This window comes from Microbulbifer maximicatervae (SeqCode), from assembly GCF_052467615.1.
Genome location: NZ_CP174319.1, coordinates 336,174 through 357,541 on the forward strand (window position 1 = coordinate 336,174; position 21,368 = coordinate 357,541).

Here is a 21,368-nt window from a genome sequence, read left to right on the forward strand (position 1 = left end):
GTCCTGGAAATCTCCCTTTCTTAGCAACGCTTCATATCCCTCGCTTCGGCGCGTGCCTTGGTGAAGAGTCCGTGTGGCAGATAAATTAGCTCTGCCACCCTGCGAATCAGGTGCTCCTCGAAAGCCTCGATAACATCATCTGAAAAAGCTACCTGCCACATCTGCAAAATCAGCAGGTATTTATCTCTCTCGCTGAACTGTTCATTCACCGCCTGGGTGAACTCGAACAGGGATGTGGCTCTGTCCCGTTGGCCAATAGCTTCACTGACTATTTCTGTGGCACTAGTCTGGTCGAGAGAGTAGTGCTGGCATAGGAGTTGTGTGAGCGTTTCACGCTCACACTCATCGAGCTTTTGATCGACAGTGGCGACCTCGACTAACAGCGCAGCGCTGATCATCCGCACGTCTTTTTCATCACGTGCTTCAACATCAACGCTATTTCCTATCTGCTCAAACAGTTTACGGATTTGTTGCAGCATGAATTTCCTGCTGTCCCTTTACTCGGTTCTGTAACAATAGCTCTAAACGCTCCTGATCCTTCACGAAGTTCCGGATGCCATCGGCAAGCTTTTCAGTGGCCATGGCATCGCTATTCAATTGAAAGCGGAATTCGGCTTCAGCCAGATCCTGTGTCGGCCGGGATTTGGTTGCGGATACCGGTGGCAGGCCAGCAGCGAGAGGTGCCTCACTGTCCTCCAGGGCCTGTAGTAGCTGAGGGCTGATTGTCAGTCGATCGCAACCAGCCAGGGCCTCGATCTCCCCGGTATTGCGGAAGCTGGCGCCCATCACAATGGTTTTGTAGTCTCGGGACTTGTAGTACTCATAGATATTGCGCACCGAGATTACGCCCGGGTCCTCTTCCGCAGGGAATGACTCGCGGCCGCTGTTGGCGATATGCCAATCGAGGATTCGACCGACGAAGGGGGAGATCAGAGTTACCCCGGCTTCGGCACAGGCAATCGCCTGGGATTGACTGAACAACAAGGTCAGGTTGCAGTGGATTCCCTCGCGCTCCAGTACTGATGCGGCAGCAATGCCTTCCCAGGTCGACGCGATCTTGATCAATACCCGCTCTTTGGCAATACCTGCGCGTTCGTACAGGGCGATCAGGTGGCGTGCGTAATCAATAGTAGCGCGGGTATCAAAGGAGAGGCGAGCATCGACCTCGGTGGACACCACTCCGGGCACCAACTGCAAGATTTCCGTGCCGATGCTGACAGCCAGTTTGATGGCGGCCAGGCGCGCAATATTTTCCGCGTTCGAGCCACCCTGGTGGCTTTCGGCCCACTGAAGTGCTTCGGCGATATGGTTGTCGTACTGAGGGAGCTGGGCGGCCTTAAACAGTAGGGAGGGATTGGTTGTGGCATCTTGAGGACAATATCGGCGAATTGCTTCAATATCTCCTGTATCTGCTACAACCTGGCTGCGCTGTTTGAGTTGCTCCAACTTGTTCATGGTTCCTCCCTTAATTATTCACTGGTCTACATATTGAAAGCGGTCTAAGCGGCTTGGGTGACCTGGGCCAATGCCTGTTCAAGCACCTCGGGACCCGCCCCCGGCTTGTGGGCATATTCGCTCAAATGGCGGCGGAAGCGCCGAGCACCAGGAAGCCCCTGGAATAACCCGAGCATATGCCGGGTGATATGATTCAAGCGCTGTCCGCGCTGCATTTCCTGCTCGATATAGGGCAGCATCTGCTCTACCACCTGGATGGCATCCGGGCCGGTCTCACCGCCAAATAATTGGCTGTCCACCTGGGCCAGGATTGTCGGGGTTTGGTAAGCCGCGCGCCCCAGCATAACACCATCCACGTGGCTTAAATGTTGCTGGCATTCCTCAATTGAATTGATCCCCCCGTTAATAACAATTTGCAGTTGGGGGTAATCTTTCTTCAACTGGTAAACCATGTCGTAATTGAGCGGAGGAATTTCGCGGTTTTCCTTGGGGCTTAGCCCTTTTAGCCACGCTTTGCGCGCATGGACGATAAAGGTATCCACACCGGCATTGGCCTGGGCCTCCACGAAGCGGGTCAGGCCTGGGTAGTCTTCCATATCGTCGATGCCGATACGGTGCTTGACGGTAACCGGAATAGATACCGCTTCCCGCATGGCAGTGAGTCCTGCGGCTACCACATCCGGTTCCGCCATAAGGCAGGCGCCAAAACGCCCGGACTGGACTCGGTCACTGGGGCAGCCACAGTTAAGATTGATTTCGCTATAGCCCCACTCCTCGGCGATACGGGCGCATTCAGCCAGTTCTTGAGGGTCATTGCCCCCCAACTGCAGGGCGACAGGTTGTTCAGCTGCATCAAATTGCAAATGTCGCTGTTGGTCACCATGCAGTATTGCCCCGGTGGTCACCATTTCCGAATACAGGCGTGCATGCTTGCTCAATAGGCGCCACATATAGCGGCAATGGCGGTCGCTCCAATCAAGCAGCGGAGCGGTACAAAAGCGATGGGGGCTAAAATCGGACATAAACTACGGTGTAACAGACTAATAAAAACAGAGTAGCCCGCCATTATATGGGATGTAAAACGTAGACCCCATGTGGAAATGTATCTGGATGAGGGTATTTTGACCTCTTGAGCATTTATTGTGCTCAACAGTCGTATCGGTTGCATGGGGCTGACAGCTGTCCCGCTGGGCAACGTATGCTTGCTGGGCTGGTAGTGAAGCTCCAGAACCGGGGCCTCTTTTGGTGAATACTTAGCGCTACTAGGCTCGCCTAAGTGGTGAGTAACTGGGGTAAGGTCAGAGTATTATCTTGCCAGCAGTTTATTGAGAGCATGGACCCTGTATGGCGTTATTAAATAGCAGCTTCTTTTTTAACTTAGCTTTCCGTAGTGGAAAGACAGAAGTTTAATCGCTTAGAGATAACATTTTTTCGTCCGCTATTCTTGCGGCCAGATATTACATAGTTTTCTTTGTTTAAATATCTCAGGTAGAGCCCCAATAAACGCACAGATTTAAGTAATCTTGATTCTATTTTATGGGTGTGGTGTATAAATGACCTTTCTTTCCATGCTCTAACTTTGTAATAGATTGGCAACAGTGCCTCGATTAATAATTTAGAAGTCATCCGAAAAACTTAGACTTATATTTTCTCGAGCACCTATTTCATACTGCGAAATTATGGGAAGGATCTTACCAGGACGCTAATTAAATAACTTTCGATGATTCTCCTAACCTTTAATTTTCGTAGGAGTTTCATCTTTTAAGGTGAGCTGGGTCGGTAATGAACCTGCAGGATTTCAGACACTTCCCCTTCGGTCAGTATCATCTCTTCTTCAATACGCAGACAGTGATTTAAATACTTCCTACCTACTTCCTTTAAGGTTTGAGAGCCTGACTGATAGCTGACCCTCCAGGTGGGTGATTTTCTTACTTAAGTTGGCTTTTGGTATAGCCTGGCGATTTGAGGCTTGGATAAAGCTACCTGTTTCCACTACGGCTAAAAGCACCATCATATCTTTGAGATCTTGGCTCATAGAAATCTATTGTTGTTGAAAGTGAGATAGTCATATTTTAATTTTGGTATATATCAAACAATAAGTTGTACCTAAGATACCTCCATCGCTTACATATTTTGGAGGCACATCATGAAAATCCTCAAACGTGACTTACTACCGCTTGGCGGTTTTGCTGGGCTTACCGAGCACAGGTTGGTCACGGATAGCCAGGTATTCGGTCCGCACAAACATCCACATACCTCTGAAGGGCTCGATAATTTTGTATATCTGGCCGATGCCCGCTTCAATCCGAAAGGCGAAACAGGCATGCACCCCCACCGTGAGATAGATGTGATTTCGGTCATGGTGGATGGACGAATACAACATGAGGGCTCTTTAGAGCATGGCAAAGGTTTAGATAAAGGAGGAGTGCAAGTCCAGCGAGCTGGAGGCCAGGGGTTTACACACAACGAGGTGAACCCGGATAGTAAAAAAAATCGAATGATCCAGTTATGGGTCTTACCAACTGTCTCTGGTCAAGCCGCAGGCTACAAGTATTACATGCCCAGCCAAAATAAGGTCACCCGGGTTTATGGGGGCCGCGATGATCAAACAGTGACCTTTGATAACAGTACGATTATCGAGATCGCCAATTTAAATGCAGCTGAGCAAATTTCATTTAATGGCGAAATTCTGGTTTACCTAACTAAAGGCTGGGGAGTCTTTTCTGAAGCTGGGCAAAAAGAAAACGTGAAGGATGGAGATTTAATTAGGAGTTGTTGCGGTAAGTTAATTGCAGATGTCAATACAAGTGCAATTGTTATTAGAAAGTTAAAACATTAAATAGGTAGGTAGCACCGTGAATAAGTTTTCAGAGACCTTAACTAAAGACAATTCTGTGTTGGCATTAATTGATCATCAAACGGGACTACTGGTGAGTTGTCGGGATCTGGATCCGCATCTGATGACGGAGAACATAAAGGGATTGGCAAATCTTGCGAAAGCAGTAGGTTTACCCACTGTTGTTACCGCGAGTATGCCTGAAGGCCCTAATGGTCCTATTATGCCAGAGATAACAACCATCTTGGGCAGTGAAATAATTGAGCGTGAAGGTGAGATAAACGCGTGGAAAAGTCCGGAGTTTAAGCGAGCTATTGAGGCAACCGGGCGTAAAAAAATAATTATGGCTGGCATCGTTACGGATGTCTGCTTGATGTTTCCCGCTATCTCTGCTGTAGCCGAAGGGTATGATGTATATGCCGTAGTGGATGCTTCTGGTACTTGGAATAGTACAGTGACACAAGCTGCTATGCATCGTATGACGCAGGCGGGCGTTAAAGTTGCTACTTGGTCATCCGTGTTGGCTGAGATGATGGATGATTGGCGAAGTGATCACGGCACGGAACTTGGGGGCATATTAGCTCAACACACGACCTATCGATGGGTATACAACAGCTACCTTACTGCAGCAAACCAAAAGTAATTCAAAGCCCCTCTCATTTTTACGGGAGGGCGGGAGTATATCTATGATTCATCACAATAAGCATTTTGCTACATTAATTACATTTTTATCCTTGATTCCTTTGGTTTATTTTATTCCCGACAGCTTAGCCCTAATTTTGCCAGAACATAAATTGTTACAAGTAATTGCTGCTGTGGCGATTATAGCACCGATTATTAGCTATTTGATTATACCGTTCGCTTTCTATTTGGTTGGGCATATTTACGGTAAAAAGGTGAAGAGATAATTTATTTGTCAGATGACTATTTTGGGTTGATATTAAAGTGACTTGAGATTGGAAAATTAAACTGCACATTCAAAATGTATTTAAATATTTCGCTCTCTTTCGGAGGAACTATCTTCTGTTTTGGTCGGGGTATTTTTTGTGGCAATCGATCGACCAGCCTGGAGGGTGGGCTCCAGTTTTTTCAGTATCTTGCGGGCAGTAGCGCGGTAGCTGGTCAATTTGCCGCCTGCTACGGCCAACATCCGTGGCTTCTTATCGTCATCGCAGCAAATAATGGATTCCCGGGATCGCGCGAAGGGGCTCTTCTCCATTTCAGGAAGTACTCGCAGCCCCGCATAACTCTCACAAATGTCCTCGCCGTTCAGCCCTCGGGCTTGCGCAAAATATTTCTGTACGGCCTGTAAGAGATAGCTCTCTTCCTCGAGAGTCGGTGTTACGTCGCGAGGATCGCCGAAATAGGGCCGCTCTGTGGTCCCTACCAGGGTTTTGTCTTGCCAGGGCATTACAAAAATTGCGCGCCCGTCATCAGCTTCGACGTAGTAGATTTTGTCGCCCAGTGATAGAGGCAACAAGATATGGGTGCCTGCAACCAAGTCGATAGGTGGAATATCTACTGGGGGCGTACAGCGAGCATTGGTATTGGCTACCCAGGGGCCACTGCAATTGACCAGTGCACGGGTGCGCAGGGTGTTGAGCTTGCCGTTTGCTACATAATCAATCCGGACATGGTCGCGGGTGACTTCTGCGCCTACCAAACTGCCAGGGCAAATTATTTGAGCCCCTTGAGCGACTGCCGAAGCCACAACGTCACGGGTTAAAGCGGCATCGTCGGTTTGTGCATCGTAGTAGCGAAATACAGCCTTCAGGCCTTCCCGATTCAGGCCCGGCAAGCTGTCCCATTGGGATTTAGGGACTTTTCGAAAGCGGGAATCGCTGTTGTTTATTCCCGACAACAGGCTGTAGAGGCTCAACCCCAAGCGGACCAGCCAGGCCGGTCTCCTGCTGTGCTGGTAGATAGGGATATAAAAAGGGACCATTCTCACGAGTTCAGGCTTGTTATCCAGTAGCCACTTTCTCTCCCGCAGGCACTCGTAGACCAAACGGAACTGGCCGCTCTCCAGGTAACGCAAGCCGCCGTGAATAAGTTTGGAGGAGCGAGAGGAAGTGGCGGCGGCGATACCCAGCTGTTCGAGTATCACCACGGAATAGTGATTTGTGGCCAGAACCTCAGCGGCTCCTGCTCCCTGTATACCTGCGCCGACTACCAGGACATCAAAATCCGTAGACATCACTCGCTTCCCGGGAGCGCATCAGCAGCGGCAAGTTGCCGGTGAGAATATGGTGAGCACCGCGCTTGCGCCAGAGTACTGCCTCTTCTGTTGAGTTGATTTCATAGACAACCCATTGCCAGGGGCCTGGGGGCAATTCGTCACATTCAACCTGGCTGTCGCGAATTAGTAGATATTCTGGCGCCAAAGTAACAATGTCGGCAGATAGGCACCGGGAGACACTATTGATCTCAAGGGCAACCCGATGCCAGCCCATATTGCGGGCGGCTCTGAGGCTGCGGCAGTCTGCGGTGAGTAGAGCGAATGACTCATTCTCACTGCGCATCAGCTCCATTAACTTTTTAACGGCGGTGACAAATCCAGTGGCGGCGATATTGGCAGGTGAGATACCGATAAACCAATCCAGGTGGCGATGGCAGCTGGCCCAGTCCACCAGCTCGATAAAGCGATTGATCGACTGGTGGTGTAACTGTGAGTCCCTAAGGGAGTGGAAGACCTGGGACTGGTCATTGCCGGGGATGTGCAGGCTATCCTCGTGGAAGCACCAGGGGGTGCCGTCGGCGCTGAAGCGGATATCGCACTGAATAGCGCAGGCCCCCAGATTATGGGCCGCCTCGAAAGCGGCAATCGTATTCTCTGGTTGGCGGGTCTTGTCGCCGCGATGAGCAATTAACATGTGAATCTGGTCCGAAAAGCGGGTGTTATTGTCGTCTGGAATTGGGCGTAATTTGGCCTTTGCCCAGAGATGAACCGGACCCTGGCTGGAGCCGGGTCATACAGGAAAAATAGACGGTGCCACCGCTGTTGCAAGGTTCACGGGGAGGAAATATGGGACCAGAGGGCTATCAATGGAGGGCTGGGGTTTTTACAAAGTGATGATGCTGAATCGATTGCATACTGCCCATATGGATAGCGCGCCACTGAGTGAGCTAGCGGTATGTCCCGTCAGGATGATCTATTACGTTGGCAGTGTTTTACTTTTCAGGCGGTGTACGGCAATTCAGTATTGCCTCTTATTTACTAACGGGACTGGTGATGTTGATTTAAGGGGGGCTCATTAGGTTCCGATTTGACTTGTGGATAAAACAGCCCGATATTGCGCTTACTATAAGAAGTTCTAAAAGTACCCGCTCTTTATGAAAAAAGTACTGCTTTCACTGCTATTCTTTGTCGTCCAGCCAGTAATGGCAGCTATGTCTGTGGATAAAATTGTCCTTTACCTGGAAGATACTCCCAGCGCCCGGGATGATGTTCTCGTCAGCAACCCAGATAATGAGACGCTATATATCCAAACTGAAATATTCCGTGTGGATAACCCCGGCCATGATAATGAGAGTCGAGTCAGGGTGATAAATCCCGATGAATTTAAACTCCTTGTCAGCCCCGCAAGAGCTGTCTTGGCCCCCGGAGAGAGAAAGCGCTTTCGCTTAATGGCCTTAGATAGAGATCTTGAAGAGGAAAAAGTCTACCGGGTGACTTTTAAACCGGTTGTAGGTGATATCAAGAGTGACAAAACGGCACTAAAAATCCTTGTAGCTTATCAAGCATTGGTATTTGTGCAGCCAAAAGGCGGAGCTTATAAAATTGATTTAGTGGCTGAAGGGGATAATTACCGACTCACGAATAGTGGCAATATTAATGTAGAAGTCGTGGAAGTACGTCATTGTGTGACTGAAGAGAAGTGTGAAAAACTTGAGGCCACCGGTCGGTTATACGCTGGCACCAGTATCGAAGTAACGGGTAAACCCGTTGGCGGTGAGCTGGAAGTTTTACTGCGAGGGCAGCAGAGTGAGCGGGTTCGTTTTCCTCTTAGTGGCTAATTAGAATTGGTTGCTTGCCTATAGCAGGCTGGGCGGATTAAAGGATTATTTTGTATTTAGCTCATTGGCTGCTCACCGTTACTGTGAGTACATCGGTGTAGAGAGGTTCGCCCGCGTTTTCCCAGTCTGAGGGCGCAATGGAAATATAAATTCGCGCATTATCAGAAAGGCAGTTTTCATCCGAAGTTCGGCTAAAGCTGCCGGAGATATCGCCAAGGCTATCTGGGGAGATGCCTGAAGTTGCAGCCAGATTGTCTGAGAAGGCTACGCTGTAGGGGATTTGTTCACTGTTTCCCCCCAATTCATAGGCACTGCTGCCTGATCCCCCGGTGCTGCCATTGGCGCTGGACAGGTTTACTGTGTAACCGCTAAATCCTATACCGCCAACACAAAAGTCCTCACTGCCCTCAATGGCCTGTCCAAACAGGGTGCCACTGTTGCTGAGGTCAATATCACCCAGATTGCGAATGGCGATGTTTGGCTCTACGTCCAGCACAATGTCAAACTGAACTGTTTCGGTGCCGGCAGTCCAAATAATAAAATAATTATTCAGTGTCATCTCAAAGCTGGCGGAGTAGCGGCTGGAAGAGGGTATTTGGCTGCTGTCCAGCTCGATCACTAAATAAGTATCTGCATCGTCGCTGGTGCCGGCAAAAGTAGCGGACTGAGTTCCTGGACTGAGCGTTTCCGTGGTGCCGTTATTGGCTCGAAATGAAATATCAATATCCAGCTGTTCACCACTGTCCGCAAATAGTGCGAAAGTAGATCCACTGAGCGGGCTCACTTCTACATCGTAGCGCAGGGTCCAGCTTCCCAGCAGGCTTCGGGTAGTGAACTGAATTTCTTTAGGTTCCGATTCGTAATCAATAGTGTGTGAATCTTCCAAGCCACAAACTCGCAAATCGTTATTGCTGGAGCAATTTACCTGGGCTTGTACTGGTATATTAAATAGCGGAATCAACAGCGCAGAGACCAGGCCAAGTTTGTGCAGCTTCTTAGTTATGGACACGGCTTACCTCTGCTATTTGCCCAGTCTGGCATTTGGCCTCTGACTCTTCTATGGTTCCCAGGTTGAGCCAGCTATCACCCGATGAAGTGGCCTCGATTGAGGCTTTACAATTTCCCCAGCGAACTTCTGTATTTAGGATGGTGTTATGTTCACCGTGGAATTCCATTTGGAAAACGCCGTATTGGTCAGTTTTCGCTGAGTGTTCGCCAATGATTACTTCTGTATTTGCCAGCCCCTGGCCAAGGCTGGTTAATCGGCCCAGTACCAGGATTTGTGGCAGTATCTGGTAGCTGCTGGCGCCCACATTGCCCGGATACAGGGTAATGGTTTCGGAGGTTTCCCGGTAATCGAAAAAGCCCTCTTCCAGGGGCCGGAGGGAAAGGTCGTAACTGCGATAAGCCGGTAAATTAATCACTGACGTTGTGCCGCCTTTGGCGTATCCACGGCGGCTGCCATTAACCAAAACTTCAAAATCTTTATCTTCACTGCCTTCGATATTTACGATAACTGCGCTCTGGAGATTTTGCTCACCGCCCCAATTGAGGGAATTTTTTGTGGCAATCAGGTTGGTGCTGAATCCTCCGAGGTAGTTGATCGCACGGCCTTCATCATCATCATAAAGCCCAACTGCAGTATTCAAATATCCGTGATGTCCCGCTAAATGCGTACGGGCCTCCAGGTAATTGGCTTCAGGGGATGCTTCCATAGAAAGCTGCTGTTCAAATTCAGCCGCCCATAAATCCCGGTCATACCAGCGGCTTTGCAGTGCAAATCGCTCGCTGCTAGTGCTTTGTTCACTGTTGTCGCTATAGAGATTAGCGGTGTGTTGCCAGTGTTTGGAGCGCATTCGGAACTGGAATTCCAGACTGGTGTATTGCTCGCCGTCTGCATCACTGTGGGACAGAGTGGCGTTGCCGAGCCAATGGGTGCTTTTAAAAATGGGGTGGCGGAACTCCAGGGTTTTTAACTTCTGGGCACTGCTCAGTGAATCGCCATTGTCGATGTTGCCGGGGAGTTGGTTTTGGTCCCGCTCGCTGAATCTTAGGGATAGCTGTCCGCCCAATACTGCTGTGCGCAGACTCAGACTTGTTTGGGAATAGCTGCCCGGCAGCAATGTATATTTATCGTTATTGAACGGCGTTGTATTGGCATCCAGCTCGGTTTTTACTGCACTAAAAGTCCCGTAGGGCATTTTAAGTAATGCCTGCAATCGGTATCCGCTGCGTCCATCACCGGATGTGACCAAGCTTGGGGAGACTTCAACGCCTTCGCCAATCCAGCGACCGCCGACTTCCAACAATTGCTGCTCCTCGGCTGCGGCGCCAGAAACAAAAAGACCCAATCCGGTCGTTAAACGGCGTGCGATAGAGGCCGTAATAATTCCATCGTCGTAGTGGTCCGGCAGAGTGTCGTCCCAAAAACTGCGGGTGGGCAAACCTGCCTGCAAGCTCCAAAACCACTCGCCGGGGGCCGGCAGTAGCGAATCCTTGGCAAAGAATTCGATATGCCGGCTTAATACCCGCCCCGCTTCATCGTAGGTGCGCACCTCAATATCGTAGGCGCCGTGGGGTAGGGTAGAGGTATTTAACAGGCGGTTGCCGGCCTCCAGTAGTTCGGTGTGGATAAGTCGTTCATCCCGATATACCTCGACTCTACCGCGCACCGGCATATTAATTTCAACTGGCGCTCCCTGTTGATAACTGATATCAGTTCGGGTGCGCTGGGAAGTGCGTAGCTCTACGCCATAGATCGCTTCCTGAGGCCGGAAATAGCCAAAGCCCCCTTGGGGTTGTAAAAGGCCGGCCGAATAGGCTTGCCCCTGAAAATCCCGACTCCAATATAGATTATGGATCCGGCTGTCCTGCTCTGAGGCCACTGACCATTGTGAATGCAGAGCGCTTTCACCAAAGCTCACTATGGTGTTGCCATTTAATGCAGCGCTATAGCTGTCCGGGCCCCAATCACTTTCAACCCCACTCCAGGAACCGCTCAGGTTTTGTACGACAGAGAAGTCAGAACTCGCTTCCGGCAAATAGGGGTCATTGATTGCCGCTTGTTGCGGTAACAGATCTTGTGAGAAAAAAAGATCCAGCCGGTAGAGCTGCTCATCGTAAATAACGGCAAACTCCGAGGGCATTAAGTAGCCGCAGCCAATCTGCCGGTTTGAGCGGCATACATGGTGACTGTTTCTTGTTTGCGGTCGTTCGAGGATGGAGAGAATTCGCTCGGTATCGCGAACTTCGGGCAACAGTTCGAGTACCTCAGACGGGGAGTCAAAGCGAACAAAGCGCGGATCTATTGTGACTTGCGCAGCACCAATTTCCCGGCCACCGTAGTAGAGATCCACCACGAGTTGCTGGGGTTCGGTGAGATCATCAAACCCTTCAGGAGCAGAGGTTTCCAGTAGGAAAGTCGCTGCGGTCGCTGCAAGGGCATCGGGGCAAGAGGCTTGCACCAGACACAAAGCCAGCGCAAGGCGCCCCAGATGACGTCCTGCCATATTGAGCTATGGCTGGCAGGGCCAGCCACTCTTTACTGTTACTCGGAGGCGACAGTGATCAGCAGGGTATCGGTATAGGTGGTGCCATTTAGCACAGTTGCAGTTTCCCAATCGCTGTTGGCCACAGTGATTTGGAAGCGCGCATTATCGCTGGAGCCACAGGAAGCGATATTCCGGGTTTGGCCTGTCAACGCATCGCCTTCGGTAACAGTTGTAAAAGTACCGGAAGTGCTGTTATCAAAACCAACACTGTAAGGGACATTGTTGGTGCCGTCAGTGAGGGTGAACTCAGTGTCATTTACTGTGTCATTACTGTCGAAAGTAATGCTGTAGGTGGAGAACCCGAGGCCGCCCACACAGAAATCTTCGGTGCCTACGGCATCGGTACCCAAAGTGGGATCGGTAATCGTGAGGTTGTCTACACGAGTGATCTCAATAGTGGGTGTGAAAGAGAGGGTGATATCACTGCTTGCACTATCAGTAGCGGCCATTGAAGCGGCAGAAATGCTGAAAAGGGTACCTGCTGCAATAGCAGAAAACAGTGTGCGAACTACATTTTTTTGCATGGTATGCCATCCTGAGCGATTAATTTATCGTTCTTAGGGAGAAGCTGCTCGCGGAAACCCCTGCAAAATTTGGGGTAATACGTTAGTCAAGCCATTCCTTCTTTATGGCCGCAATAATACTTTTTTCGTGATGTATGTCACGTCATTAGCTCACAATAATGAAGTTATGGCGCGTAAATATTCTTATTGAGGAGAAAACCCCGCCTGTGCCAAGAGGCTGGCCAGCGCTATAATCCTGCGGTTTAACGAGTCCTCCATTTATCAATCAGGTTTATCATGACCGTAAGAACCCGAATCGCACCGTCTCCAACCGGTGATCCCCACGTTGGTACAGCCTATATTGCCCTCTTCAACCAGTGCTTTGCCCGCGCTCAAGGCGGCCAGTTTGTATTGCGTATTGAAGACACCGACCAGCAGCGCAGTACCCCGGAATCGGAGAAAGCCATTCTCGACAGCCTGCGTTGGCTCGGGCTGGATTGGCAGGAAGGACCGGATGTCGGCGGCCCTCACGGCCCCTATCGCCAGAGTGAGCGCGGCGATATCTACAAAACTTACTGCGATGAGCTGGTACAAAAAGGGCACGCCTTCCACTGCTACCGTACGGCGGAAGAACTGGAGCAACTCCGTGAAGGATTGCGCGAAGCGGGCCGTACTTCACTGAAGCCCAGTGACCTGGCTCTGCCGGAAGAGGAAGTTGAAAAGCGTCGCGCTGCCGGAGCACCTTATGTAGTGCGCATGAATGTGCCTGAGAGCGGTACTTGTGTGGTGGAAGATCTGCTGCGCGGTACTATTGAAATTGATTGGGCTCAGGTAGACGCACAAATTCTGCTCAAGTCCGATGGTATGCCCACTTACCACTTGGCGAACGTGGTGGATGATCACCTGATGGAGATCACCCATGTTCTTCGCGGTGAGGAGTGGATCAACTCCGCACCCAAGCACAAACTGCTGTACGAATACTTCGGTTGGGAAATGCCGGTGCTCTGCCACCTGCCGCTGTTGCGCAACCCGGACAAGACCAAGCTTTCCAAGCGCAAGAACCCCACCTCTATCCTGTATTACCAGCGCGCCGGCTTTATGCCCGAAGCACTGCTTAACTACCTCGGCCGTATGGGTTGGTCCATGCCGGATGAGCGCGAGAAGTTTTCTCTCGAAGAGATGCTGGAGCACTTCGATATTAAGCGTGTTTCCCTGGGTGGCCCGGTATTCGATGTAGAGAAACTGTCCTGGTTGAACGGCCTGTGGATTCGCGAACTGGAAAACGAGCAACTCGCCGATCGCCTGACCGAGTGGATGTTTAACCGCGACAACCTGCTTAAGGTTCTGCCCCAGGCGAAAGAGCGCATGGAAACCTTCGGTGACTTTGCTCCGCTGGTTAGCTTCCTCGCCTCTGGCAAACTGCCCCTGACCGAAGACAGCTTCAGCGGTAACAAGCTGCCCCTGGATGACCAGAAGAAGCTACTCCAGTTTGCCCTGTGGCGTTTGGAAGCCCTTCGCGCTTGGGACAAGGACAGTATCTTCCAGGCGGTGAAGGCGCTGTCCACGGCCATGGAAATCAAGCTAAAAGACTTTAACGCTCCACTGTTTGTCGCCATCAGCGGCACCACTGCGTCCTTCTCCGTGATGGAAGCCATGGTGCTCCTGGGCCCCGACCTCAGCCGCGCCCGCCTGCGCCAGGCGATCGACGTATTGGGCGGTGCCGGGAAGAAGGTGCTGAAGCGCTGGGAAAAAGAGTACGCTGGACTCAAGTAAGGCTTATCCGCGTTGGTGACCCCCCGGAAGCAGCAGCCTCTGGGGGCCTGTGGTGTCAGCAGCTAACTAATTGATTAAAAAGTTATTTTTTCTGTTGACAGGCGCCTAAACCTTGCTAAAATGCGCCCCGCTTTCGACGGAAACGTCAGGTAACAAAATTTGGGGCTATAGCTCAGCTGGGAGAGCGCAACACTGGCAGTGTTGAGGTCAGCGGTTCGATCCCGCTTAGCTCCACCAAATTTCCCTTGTCTATCAAGGGGTTGCAGAAGAAGAGAAATTGACTTCTACAAACTGCACATAAACCCGTACACAAATTTACGGGTATTGAAAAAGGGCCTTATCGGCCCTTTTTTTTCGCCTGAATTTCTCTCCCTCATAGTTTTCTTAGGTGGCCTGCTGGCCTTCCCGAATTAATGTTTAATTCTGGGCAGGTGAAGCTTCACCGCTTCGCGATCAGCCTTTCTCTAAAACTCGAGAAAATCTATTCATTTAAATGTGTACCATAGATCCAATTCGGAGGCCGATTATCATATGAGTTTTTCAGCTTAAAAAGGATCTTATGGGTGTATGGGGCGAAGTGGTATAAATAAGGGGAGTTTTAATTAATTGCCGTGGTTTAGTGCAAAGGGAAAGTGATAGCCAATGAATGATGAAGCCTCTGAGATAGAAGCCGATAACACACTGAGCTCTGTGAAGAAAATCAAATTACCTTTGAGGGATGGTAATGAGCCGTACACATTTAATTCTGTTGAGCAGCTTGAAGTCTTTATTTCAGAGGAGAAAAATTGTTGGGAATGGCTTAATGGTGTCCCAGCTCAATGGAGTATATTTTCTAAACATCTTAAGACTCATATCTTAGATGTTGTTTTGAGTATGTTGTCCAGCGTCGCTTCACATTGGAAAAACAAAGATATGGCAGCTGTACATCAAAGTACAGCACGTATTGAAGATTTACTTAATGTTATAGATTTTCCATTTTCATGTCGAAAAAAAGGAAGAGCAATATTACATGAAAGAAAATATTCAAATATAGTCTCTATAAATATGCTGTACCTGAGTTGCGTCCCGAGTGATGGATTCCAGGGGCAAGAAATAAAAAAAGTTGTAGATCAATATCTATCGATAGCAAGTTTAAATAGAAATTCACATTTTTCTAAACTTTACAAGGCATTTGTAGACTCAGAACCTTTCCGATTAAAGGCAAATAGGATATTAAATAGAATTGAGCTTTTTGGGATTGATAGTGAAATTGAAAAAGTTTCTGAGGAGTTAACAAAGGTTTGTAATGAAGTATCGAGCATTAAAGAGCTCTGTGAGGAGTCATCATCAGAATTTGAAAGCTGGAAAAGCGATGAAAAAAAAGAATATATTAAATGGGTAGGCGAGACAAAGCGAGACTTAAATGTACTGGCTAGAAAGGTCCTACGAAAATTCGTAACTCTAAAAACTACATATATTAGAAGATCAAGTAAAGTTCTTTCTATAGCTGAGAAAGAAGTTTCGAGCGCAAAGGATGTGTATCTATCACAGGTGGAGCTTAATGCGGCTGTAACCTACTGGGAAACTAAAAAAAGTACACATAATAATTCAAGAAAAATATGGCTTGGTTTTCTTATTACTTTGCTCGTTATAACTTCAATATCACCTTTTTTGATAATGAAGTATCTTCCTGTTAAGGAGTTGGCTGATGATAAGCTTCTTTTGAATGTATTAAATCCAGCAACACTTATCACTACGGTGTTGGTGATATCTATACTTAGTTTCTCTATACGTTTATGTTCAAAGCAATTCTCTACTCAACAACATCTTTATTTAGAGGCTGAAGAGAGGAAAACTATGCTTAAAACATACTTAGCACTTATGAATGAGGGTAAGCTTGTGGAGCAGGAAGATCGAAAATTGGCTCTTGATGCTCTCTTTAGACCAGCACAAACGGGAATGGTTACGGAAAGTGGTAATATTGTACCATCGGATTCTGTAGTTAAAATTATTGAGCGTCAGTCAGGTAAAACATGATGAGATTTTGTGGGGGAATTTAATAGGTATTGTTGTTCGCTGGATAAGACTGAAAGTGACGAAAATAAAAGGGTTTGGGGGCGCGCAAGCCCCTTCTTAATTCAAAACTCTCTCCCAATAGCCTGCTCATCCAAATAAATACTAATCTCCTCATAATCAATACCATGTCCCGCTTGATAAGACTGCGTAACAAGCTCATCAGTATGCGCCATCAATTGCTGCACTGACTTCACGTCATATCCCATTCGCTTAAAACGGTCTGAAGCCAGACTACGCACTTCATGGAAGCTGGGTGGGATTTGGTTTTTAGGTAAGCCGATATAGAGTCCGGTAGCGTTGCGGACTTCAGTGAACATATCGCTAAGTCGGTCTGGGCTTACCTGGCAAACATGCTCTTTAGTTTTTCCGGTGCGCCGTTGCTTAGGTGAGTGGCTCGGTATGTAGGGGCAGCGGTAATTTCTTAGGCTGAGTTCTCTTGCGCGGTTTATAAGTTTGCCAAGTTGTTGGTGGGTTTTTAAATTAAAACTTAAATGGCTGGCGGCGAGGCTATCCCTTTGCGCTTCGGATTTATTAATCGTCTTGCGTAGATGGTCACCTTGCAGGTGTTTCTCAAAGTTCAGCTCGCAAATATCAGCGCGGCGCATAGTGGTTAGCATACTGATACCCATGGCAACTTGTAGCGCTTCATAGCCTAACTCCCCGGCCTTTTCATAGATGGTCCAATAAGCTTCCAGGGTTAAGCGTTGGCGATTTTTAATGGGCTTTCCTTTTTCCAATAGGCGCGGTCGGTCGTCGGCAGTGGTGAAGGGGTTACTTTCCAGTTTGCTCAAGCCTTCAGCCATTAGGTAATTAAAGAATTTATTAAACTCAGCGCGGCGCGCGTGCTGTTGGTGATAGGTGAGGGATTCCCACCATTTGCGCAGGTCAGCCAATTTGGCTTTGTGAATGGGGATCGCTTCGAAGTCTTCGCCAAATCGTTTTAGTGCGTTACAGCGATTGCGCCAGCTGGCCTTGCTGGGTAAGCGTGGATCATTCTCCTCTCGCCATTCCATATACCGCGCGGTGTGATGTGCAAAGCTAGCTCTATCTGGTACCTTGGTGGGTTTGCGTTTTAAGCTGTCGTCTCGGTGAGTATTAGCCTGCTCAGCCATACGCAGAGCATCATCAAGAGATGCGTTGAAGATCTTGTTGGAGCCATCCGGGCGGCGATAGCGCCAGTAGTTTTCCCTGTGGCGCGGGTCCGGGTAGAGGTTGTCCGGTAGTGGTGTATCGCCCACCATACGGGGCTTCTTTGGTCTGGCCATTTCCTTGCTCGACTACTTCTCTTTAATTGGAGTTAGCCAGCCAGCAGGTCCATCCCGGTCTTGGGTTGGCCATCGTTGGCGGCGGTGTTCTGGGCTGGGGTTTTGCGGGTGTGGTCGCGTATGGCGAACCTGTCGGCATCCACATAGGGCTCCCCGGCGATGATCTGGCCGGGGATATGCTCGACCTCTATCCACTCCAAGATTTTCTCTTTGCCAGGGCGGGAGCCTTTTTCGAATTGCTCTTTGGCCCAGGTGACCCCTTTAACCAGCTTACCCATTGGGCAGCCCTCCCTGACTCGCGAGGAAGTATCCCCGGCCATTTTTATTGAGTGTTCCTGCTTGTTGCAGTGCTTTGAAAACAGGGTTAACGGTTTCGTAACGAAGGCGTAAATCTTTAATGATGTTGCGCATCACTGGCTTCGGGCCGAACTCCCCGGCGCTGATTCGCTGGGCAAGATGTTGTTGTTCTTCATTGAGGTGGGCGGTGTGTAACGGGTGTTTTTCCACTGTTTCTGGCTGTTGCAACGGGTTAGTGGCGCGTTTCGCAACTGTTGCAGCGGCGTTAAACGCGAGTAACGCTACCAGTCCTACGATGTCTGTAATGATTGCCAGCGCGAGGAAGCCGATATGCTGAAGCTTTGCTGGGGCTGTGTTCAGGGTGCTGGCCAAGCTGTTGAAGGCGCTGTGCGTTCTGGGCGTCTGCTCGAGTGTGGATAGTTTTTCTATCAGCTGCGAGCGTTGATCTTCCAATGTGGATAACTGTGCAGCGGTATCAATGGCGCGCTAGCGGTAGCCGTTGCTGGCATTGGTTTTGATCAAACCGATTAGGGGGTTGCCCCACTGTCCTAGGCTGGTTAGCTACTGCACAGTTGCTGTTCCATGTCATCGGCAGCAGCGGTTGGAAGGTGGCCAACTACCCTGTGATTTTGCTGGTGATTAGTGGGAAAAATTCGACGGGGTGGTTGGGCAGATATTCGGGAACTTTAATGGGATTTACTGGAAGTCCCCAGTATGAACACCTTGTTCTTTATTAAAAATTGAGATAGGTCAGAGTAATATCGAAGATAGTGATATAATGAACTATCCCTTTGAATGCACTGAAGTGAATTTGAAGTAGTATTCCAATAAATTGAGATTAAATAATGCGCGTAGTATTTGTTGTGTTGGCTTTAATATTTGGGTTGGCCGGGTGTGTACAGCAATATGTCTTTAATCATGAGTCTTCCAGTCAGATAGTGGAAGAACCACAATCAGATAAAGCACAAATAATATTTCTTCGTCCTTCTGCTGGAGTGTTCGCAGGCTTAAATGCATTAGTATTTGATATTACAGATGATAATGATCAAATTGTGGGAGTTGCGTCGGCTAGGTCAAAATTCTTGATAAATGTTGATCCCGGTACTTATACATTTATGGCTACAGAGGGTATTAAAGGCCATGTCATGCAGGCCACGGTCGAGCCTGGGCAACGATATTACATTGTTGTAAGACCTATATATGGGCAAGGTTTCCAATTACGTCCTATGAAAAACAATATAGATGGAGAGTTTTCTCTAGAAAGTTCAGAACTACAGTTATGGCTATCAAAAACCTTGATTGTCGATAAATCTTCTGGTGCAGATGATTGGCATGCCTCATATGAAGAAAAAGTACAAAAGGTGAAAGAAAAAGCTTACGAAGTCTGGGCTGAAAAATCTGATGACCAACGTCAGCTTCTGACGATAGATGTTAAGGACCGAGTTCTTTACTAGCTATAAAAAGCAGGGTAGCCAGGCGTTTAAGACAAAGATTGCTCAAGTGATATAAGAGAAGTCAGAGTATTTGAATAAGCGTAACATTTTGTACTTTTACATTTAGATGCACTTACTCTCCATACTTGTTGTGGCAGCCACACTAAGCGGCTGCCACAAAACCAGATCCCATGCCCAATAATGCCAGCTGTTACTCCCCTGCAGGTAGCGATTGCCAGAATTTTCGTCTAGAAGTGTTGATTCGCTTCTCTCTGGTTCCAATAACCTTTAGCAGTAAATTATTTATACTGTCGTATCAGGTTTATGGTTGCCCTTATACCGGCCAGATCTTAGACCAGGCTTCAGATTTAGGCGTAGAACATATAGTACTTCTTATAAGAGCGGTAGTACCAAATGGGTCCTAAAAAGTGTGTATTAGGTAAAGATTCAGCCAATCTTTGGTTGATGGGCTAGGGGCAAAAGTAAAGCCGAGAGGGTAAAGGCCTTGATGAGTGATTGCCGCATAGCCTGCCCGGGAGCTCTATTTTCAGCATGCTGAAGCAGTGGCGAATCAGTTTGGGCTGTTGTGTTTAATTAAAGTAAGTTGCCAAATCTTTTGGGAAAAATTACTTTACTTGGCTTGGAAGCGACTACTGTGATGTGTCTTTACTACCTGGTTGATATCTCGGGTAAACTATATCGATATCAAGTAATTGATTAATTAAATACTTTAAAGGATTAAAATATATGGCCAAGCTATTCTTGACTTCGTATTTTGCTGAGGTCGCTAGTGCGATCGCGAGTTTTGATAAGCGGCTTGAAGGTAAGAGGGTTACATTCATCCCTACTGCAAGCATTCCCGAAGAGATCACTTTTTATGTGGAAGATGCCAAGAAGGAACTGGAGCAGTTAGGTCTTATTGTAGATGAGTTGGAAGTCTCTAAAGCTTCAATGGATGAGATTAAAGATAAACTGCAAAACAATGAGTATATCTATGTAACTGGTGGTAACACCTATTTTCTACTTCAAGAACTTAGACGTAGCGGGGCTGATAAAATCTTGTTGGAGCAGATTAGTCTGGGTAAGCCTTATATAGGTGAGTCGGCAGGTACTGTAATCCTGTCGCCGAATATCGCATATATCCAGGAGATGGATAACCCCGATGCAGCGAAGAATCTAGAGTCTTATGACGGGTTGAATCTCGTGCACTTCTATCCCTTACCTCATTATGGAAACCAACCATTTGAAGATGCTGCTGAGCTTGTTATTTCCAAATATTCAGACGAGCTGGAATTAGCTCCGTTCAGTAACAATCAGTTGATCGCCGTAATCGATGGAGAAGCAGAGACCTGGATTGCCGTGTCTTAGTAAGTCGATAACCACTGTATGATAAGTCATACTATCTAGATTTCATTAAGATTGCTGCAAGTGCCTAGTGGTTAGGAAAAAGATAAATTCTAGAAATTCTCTCTTCTTTAGAGCTTTTCTTTCAAGGAGTGCTTAAAATTGGGGAAGGTAAGAAGTTATAGCTTGAGTTGATCGGAACGTTAAAGAATACTGCCGGGGAGCAAGTGATAATGTGACTTACTCCCTGACGATGCTAGTGCTTATTCGCTTGCAGCATTACAGTTATAGATTTTCGCTGGGATATGCGTGCCTGTTACAGTCTTACCTGCCGATACTCCATTAGGCATATAGATATCGCCAAATTGCGCCATTGAAGAAGCCTTAACCACATGGGTTCCACCTCTTCGCACAGCCCTTTTTTGTAACCAAGGAGTACAAACATCTCCCTGGTTAACCCTGATTGTTTTGCATGTTACATCTTCTACTAGTACGCATTCTTCTATAGCCTCAGCGTTAGAAAATACTATCTTCTGCATCGCTTCTTTTTCCTGGGCACTTGTACATCCCATCAAAGTAATTGCGGACGCTAGGATGGTAAGGCCAGTTTTAATGGATAACTTTTTACACATTACATCGTTTCCATAGGCTGAAAGTTAATCTGCTTAGATGAATATGATGCCACAACCAGGCTCTGCTTGCTGTTTAAAAAATGCTCAAGCGCCATATATGACTGTATTTTTTTAATGGTAAAAATAGGAGATTTACAAGAAGCTCTTAAGTGAGGCTCTTATTTAGCATATCGCGACATCTGTAATTCGAGAATTTGAAAAAGGGCT

The 21,368-nt window shown here is 48.1% G+C and carries 21 protein-coding genes and 1 tRNA gene; 9 read left to right on the top strand and 13 right to left on the bottom strand.

Translation table 11 applies throughout. The features are described from left to right. Positions 1–20 precede the first annotated feature (20 nt). The 4 genes from ACJJIM_RS01505 to ACJJIM_RS01520 form a co-directional block, all read right to left on the bottom strand. Complete coding sequence (locus ACJJIM_RS01505) at positions 21–479, bottom strand: tellurite resistance TerB family protein (RefSeq protein ID WP_282934160.1); 459 nt, start codon at positions 477–479, stop codon at positions 21–23. Continuing rightward, positions 460–1,455, bottom strand: a complete 996-nt coding sequence (gene tal / locus ACJJIM_RS01510) for a transaldolase (RefSeq protein ID WP_444912162.1) — start codon at positions 1,453–1,455, stop codon at positions 460–462. The genes ACJJIM_RS01505 and tal overlap by 20 nt, the downstream gene beginning before the upstream one ends. Before the next feature lie 44 nt (positions 1,456–1,499). Next, entirely contained in the window at positions 1,500–2,477 is a 978-nt protein-coding gene (dusA, locus tag ACJJIM_RS01515; RefSeq protein WP_444912163.1) for a tRNA dihydrouridine(20/20a) synthase DusA, read from the bottom strand. 842 nt (positions 2,478–3,319) lie between these two features. Continuing rightward, positions 3,320–3,490, bottom strand: coding sequence for a LysR family transcriptional regulator (locus ACJJIM_RS01520; protein WP_444912164.1), 171 nt, complete (start codon positions 3,488–3,490; stop codon positions 3,320–3,322). 111 nt (positions 3,491–3,601) lie between these two features. Between ACJJIM_RS01520 and ACJJIM_RS01525 the strand changes: the two genes are divergently transcribed. The 3 genes from ACJJIM_RS01525 to ACJJIM_RS01535 are packed head-to-tail and all read left to right on the top strand — an operon-like array spanning position 3,602 to position 5,199. Next, positions 3,602–4,294, top strand: a complete 693-nt coding sequence (locus ACJJIM_RS01525; protein ID WP_444912165.1) for a pirin family protein — start codon at positions 3,602–3,604, stop codon at positions 4,292–4,294. A gap of 16 nt (positions 4,295–4,310) precedes the next feature. Beyond that, positions 4,311–4,934, top strand: coding sequence for an isochorismatase family protein (locus ACJJIM_RS01530; RefSeq protein WP_444912166.1), 624 nt, complete (start codon positions 4,311–4,313; stop codon positions 4,932–4,934). Positions 4,935–4,977: 43 nt separating this feature from the next. Continuing rightward, a complete protein-coding gene (locus tag ACJJIM_RS01535) occupies positions 4,978–5,199 on the top strand; it encodes a hypothetical protein (protein WP_444912167.1) in 222 nt (73 codons plus the stop codon). 80 nt (positions 5,200–5,279) lie between these two features. Here ACJJIM_RS01535 and ACJJIM_RS01540 read toward each other — a convergent pair whose 3' ends face one another. Both ACJJIM_RS01540 and ACJJIM_RS01545 read right to left on the bottom strand, forming a co-directional pair. Beyond that, entirely contained in the window at positions 5,280–6,488 is a 1,209-nt protein-coding gene (locus tag ACJJIM_RS01540; RefSeq protein ID WP_444906338.1) for a glycerol-3-phosphate dehydrogenase/oxidase, read from the bottom strand. Beyond that, on the bottom strand, positions 6,472–7,164 hold the full coding sequence (locus ACJJIM_RS01545) for a glycerophosphodiester phosphodiesterase family protein (protein ID WP_413664492.1): 693 nt from the start codon (positions 7,162–7,164) through the stop codon (positions 6,472–6,474). Before ACJJIM_RS01545 ends, ACJJIM_RS01540 begins: the two co-directional genes overlap by 17 nt. 460 nt (positions 7,165–7,624) lie before the next feature. Between ACJJIM_RS01545 and ACJJIM_RS01550 the strand changes: the two genes are divergently transcribed. Beyond that, positions 7,625–8,308, top strand: coding sequence for a fimbrial biogenesis chaperone (locus tag ACJJIM_RS01550; protein WP_444912168.1), 684 nt, complete (start codon positions 7,625–7,627; stop codon positions 8,306–8,308). 61 nt (positions 8,309–8,369) lie between these two features. Here the strand turns inward: ACJJIM_RS01550 and ACJJIM_RS01555 are convergent, their stop codons facing one another. The 3 genes from ACJJIM_RS01555 to ACJJIM_RS01565 are packed head-to-tail and all read right to left on the bottom strand — an operon-like array spanning position 8,370 to position 12,383. Next, positions 8,370–9,317, bottom strand: a complete 948-nt coding sequence (locus tag ACJJIM_RS01555; protein WP_444912169.1) for a hypothetical protein — start codon at positions 9,315–9,317, stop codon at positions 8,370–8,372. Next, positions 9,304–11,817, bottom strand: a complete 2,514-nt coding sequence (locus ACJJIM_RS01560) for a TcfC E-set like domain-containing protein (protein ID WP_444912170.1) — start codon at positions 11,815–11,817, stop codon at positions 9,304–9,306. Before ACJJIM_RS01560 ends, ACJJIM_RS01555 begins: the two co-directional genes overlap by 14 nt. A 38-nt stretch (positions 11,818–11,855) precedes the next feature. Next, positions 11,856–12,383 carry a hypothetical protein gene (locus ACJJIM_RS01565; protein ID WP_444912171.1) on the bottom strand — a complete coding sequence of 176 codons (528 nt, stop codon included), beginning with the start codon at positions 12,381–12,383 and terminating at the stop codon, positions 11,856–11,858. Between the two features lie 276 nt (positions 12,384–12,659). Here ACJJIM_RS01565 and gltX point away from each other — a divergent pair, with 276 nt between their 5' ends. The 3 genes from gltX to ACJJIM_RS01580 all read left to right on the top strand — a co-directional run bounded on the left by gltX (position 12,660) and on the right by ACJJIM_RS01580 (position 16,151). Beyond that, positions 12,660–14,135 carry a glutamate--tRNA ligase gene (gene gltX, locus ACJJIM_RS01570; protein WP_444912172.1) on the top strand — a complete coding sequence of 492 codons (1,476 nt, stop codon included), beginning with the start codon at positions 12,660–12,662 and terminating at the stop codon, positions 14,133–14,135. Positions 14,136–14,296: 161 nt separating this feature from the next. Beyond that, positions 14,297–14,372: transfer RNA gene (locus ACJJIM_RS01575), tRNA-Ala, on the top strand. 405 nt (positions 14,373–14,777) lie between these two features. Further along, positions 14,778–16,151, top strand: coding sequence for a DUF6161 domain-containing protein (locus ACJJIM_RS01580; protein WP_413664498.1), 1,374 nt, complete (start codon positions 14,778–14,780; stop codon positions 16,149–16,151). 101 nt (positions 16,152–16,252) lie between these two features. Here ACJJIM_RS01580 and ACJJIM_RS01585 read toward each other — a convergent pair whose 3' ends face one another. Genes ACJJIM_RS01585 through ACJJIM_RS01595 form a run of 3 tightly spaced genes read right to left on the bottom strand, consistent with a single transcriptional unit; the run spans position 16,253 to position 18,205 of the window. After that, positions 16,253–17,455: a tyrosine-type recombinase/integrase gene (locus ACJJIM_RS01585; protein WP_444912173.1), complete on the bottom strand. Its 1,203-nt coding sequence runs from the start codon at positions 17,453–17,455 to the stop codon at positions 16,253–16,255. Positions 17,456–17,487: 32 nt separating this feature from the next. Continuing rightward, positions 17,488–17,733, bottom strand: a complete 246-nt coding sequence (locus tag ACJJIM_RS01590) for a hypothetical protein (RefSeq protein WP_444912174.1) — start codon at positions 17,731–17,733, stop codon at positions 17,488–17,490. Further along, positions 17,726–18,205, bottom strand: coding sequence for a hypothetical protein (locus ACJJIM_RS01595; protein ID WP_444912175.1), 480 nt, complete (start codon positions 18,203–18,205; stop codon positions 17,726–17,728). Before ACJJIM_RS01595 ends, ACJJIM_RS01590 begins: the two co-directional genes overlap by 8 nt. A 392-nt stretch (positions 18,206–18,597) precedes the next feature. On the opposite strand from ACJJIM_RS01595, the gene ACJJIM_RS01600 reads away from it, so the two are divergent. Next, entirely contained in the window at positions 18,598–19,206 is a 609-nt protein-coding gene (locus ACJJIM_RS01600) for a hypothetical protein (protein ID WP_444912176.1), read from the top strand. A gap of 726 nt (positions 19,207–19,932) precedes the next feature. After that, positions 19,933–20,553 (top strand): Type 1 glutamine amidotransferase-like domain-containing protein, encoded by a 621-nt coding sequence (locus tag ACJJIM_RS01605; RefSeq protein ID WP_413664503.1) that lies wholly within the window; start codon positions 19,933–19,935, stop codon positions 20,551–20,553. Between the two features lie 239 nt (positions 20,554–20,792). On the opposite strand, the gene ACJJIM_RS01610 is transcribed toward ACJJIM_RS01605, so the two are convergent. Further along, positions 20,793–21,161, bottom strand: coding sequence for a hypothetical protein (locus tag ACJJIM_RS01610; protein ID WP_413664504.1), 369 nt, complete (start codon positions 21,159–21,161; stop codon positions 20,793–20,795). Between the last annotated feature and the right edge of the window lie 207 nt (positions 21,162–21,368).

Excerpts from the sequence above, each read along its gene's own strand:
- ACJJIM_RS01505 (WP_282934160.1), bottom strand. The coding sequence starts at position 479 with ATGCTGCAACAAATCCGTAAACTGTTTGAGCAGATAGGAAATAGCGTT.
- tal (WP_444912162.1), bottom strand. The coding sequence starts at position 1,455 with ATGAACAAGTTGGAGCAACTCAAACAGCGCAGCCAGGTTGTAGCAGAT.
- dusA (WP_444912163.1), bottom strand. The coding sequence starts at position 2,477 with ATGTCCGATTTTAGCCCCCATCGCTTTTGTACCGCTCCGCTGCTTGAT.
- ACJJIM_RS01520 (WP_444912164.1), bottom strand. The coding sequence starts at position 3,490 with ATGAGCCAAGATCTCAAAGATATGATGGTGCTTTTAGCCGTAGTGGAA.
- ACJJIM_RS01525 (WP_444912165.1), top strand. The coding sequence starts at position 3,602 with ATGAAAATCCTCAAACGTGACTTACTACCGCTTGGCGGTTTTGCTGGG.
- ACJJIM_RS01535 (WP_444912167.1), top strand. The coding sequence starts at position 4,978 with ATGATTCATCACAATAAGCATTTTGCTACATTAATTACATTTTTATCC.
- ACJJIM_RS01540 (WP_444906338.1), bottom strand. The coding sequence starts at position 6,488 with ATGTCTACGGATTTTGATGTCCTGGTAGTCGGCGCAGGTATACAGGGA.
- ACJJIM_RS01545 (WP_413664492.1), bottom strand. The coding sequence starts at position 7,164 with ATGTTAATTGCTCATCGCGGCGACAAGACCCGCCAACCAGAGAATACG.
- ACJJIM_RS01550 (WP_444912168.1), top strand. The coding sequence starts at position 7,625 with ATGAAAAAAGTACTGCTTTCACTGCTATTCTTTGTCGTCCAGCCAGTA.
- ACJJIM_RS01560 (WP_444912170.1), bottom strand. The coding sequence starts at position 11,817 with ATGGCAGGACGTCATCTGGGGCGCCTTGCGCTGGCTTTGTGTCTGGTG.
- ACJJIM_RS01565 (WP_444912171.1), bottom strand. The coding sequence starts at position 12,383 with ATGCAAAAAAATGTAGTTCGCACACTGTTTTCTGCTATTGCAGCAGGT.
- gltX (WP_444912172.1), top strand. The coding sequence starts at position 12,660 with ATGACCGTAAGAACCCGAATCGCACCGTCTCCAACCGGTGATCCCCAC.
- ACJJIM_RS01580 (WP_413664498.1), top strand. The coding sequence starts at position 14,778 with ATGAATGATGAAGCCTCTGAGATAGAAGCCGATAACACACTGAGCTCT.
- ACJJIM_RS01585 (WP_444912173.1), bottom strand. The coding sequence starts at position 17,455 with ATGGCCAGACCAAAGAAGCCCCGTATGGTGGGCGATACACCACTACCG.
- ACJJIM_RS01590 (WP_444912174.1), bottom strand. The coding sequence starts at position 17,733 with ATGGGTAAGCTGGTTAAAGGGGTCACCTGGGCCAAAGAGCAATTCGAA.
- ACJJIM_RS01600 (WP_444912176.1), top strand. The coding sequence starts at position 18,598 with ATGCGCGTAGTATTTGTTGTGTTGGCTTTAATATTTGGGTTGGCCGGG.
- ACJJIM_RS01605 (WP_413664503.1), top strand. The coding sequence starts at position 19,933 with ATGGCCAAGCTATTCTTGACTTCGTATTTTGCTGAGGTCGCTAGTGCG.
- ACJJIM_RS01610 (WP_413664504.1), bottom strand. The coding sequence starts at position 21,161 with ATGTGTAAAAAGTTATCCATTAAAACTGGCCTTACCATCCTAGCGTCC.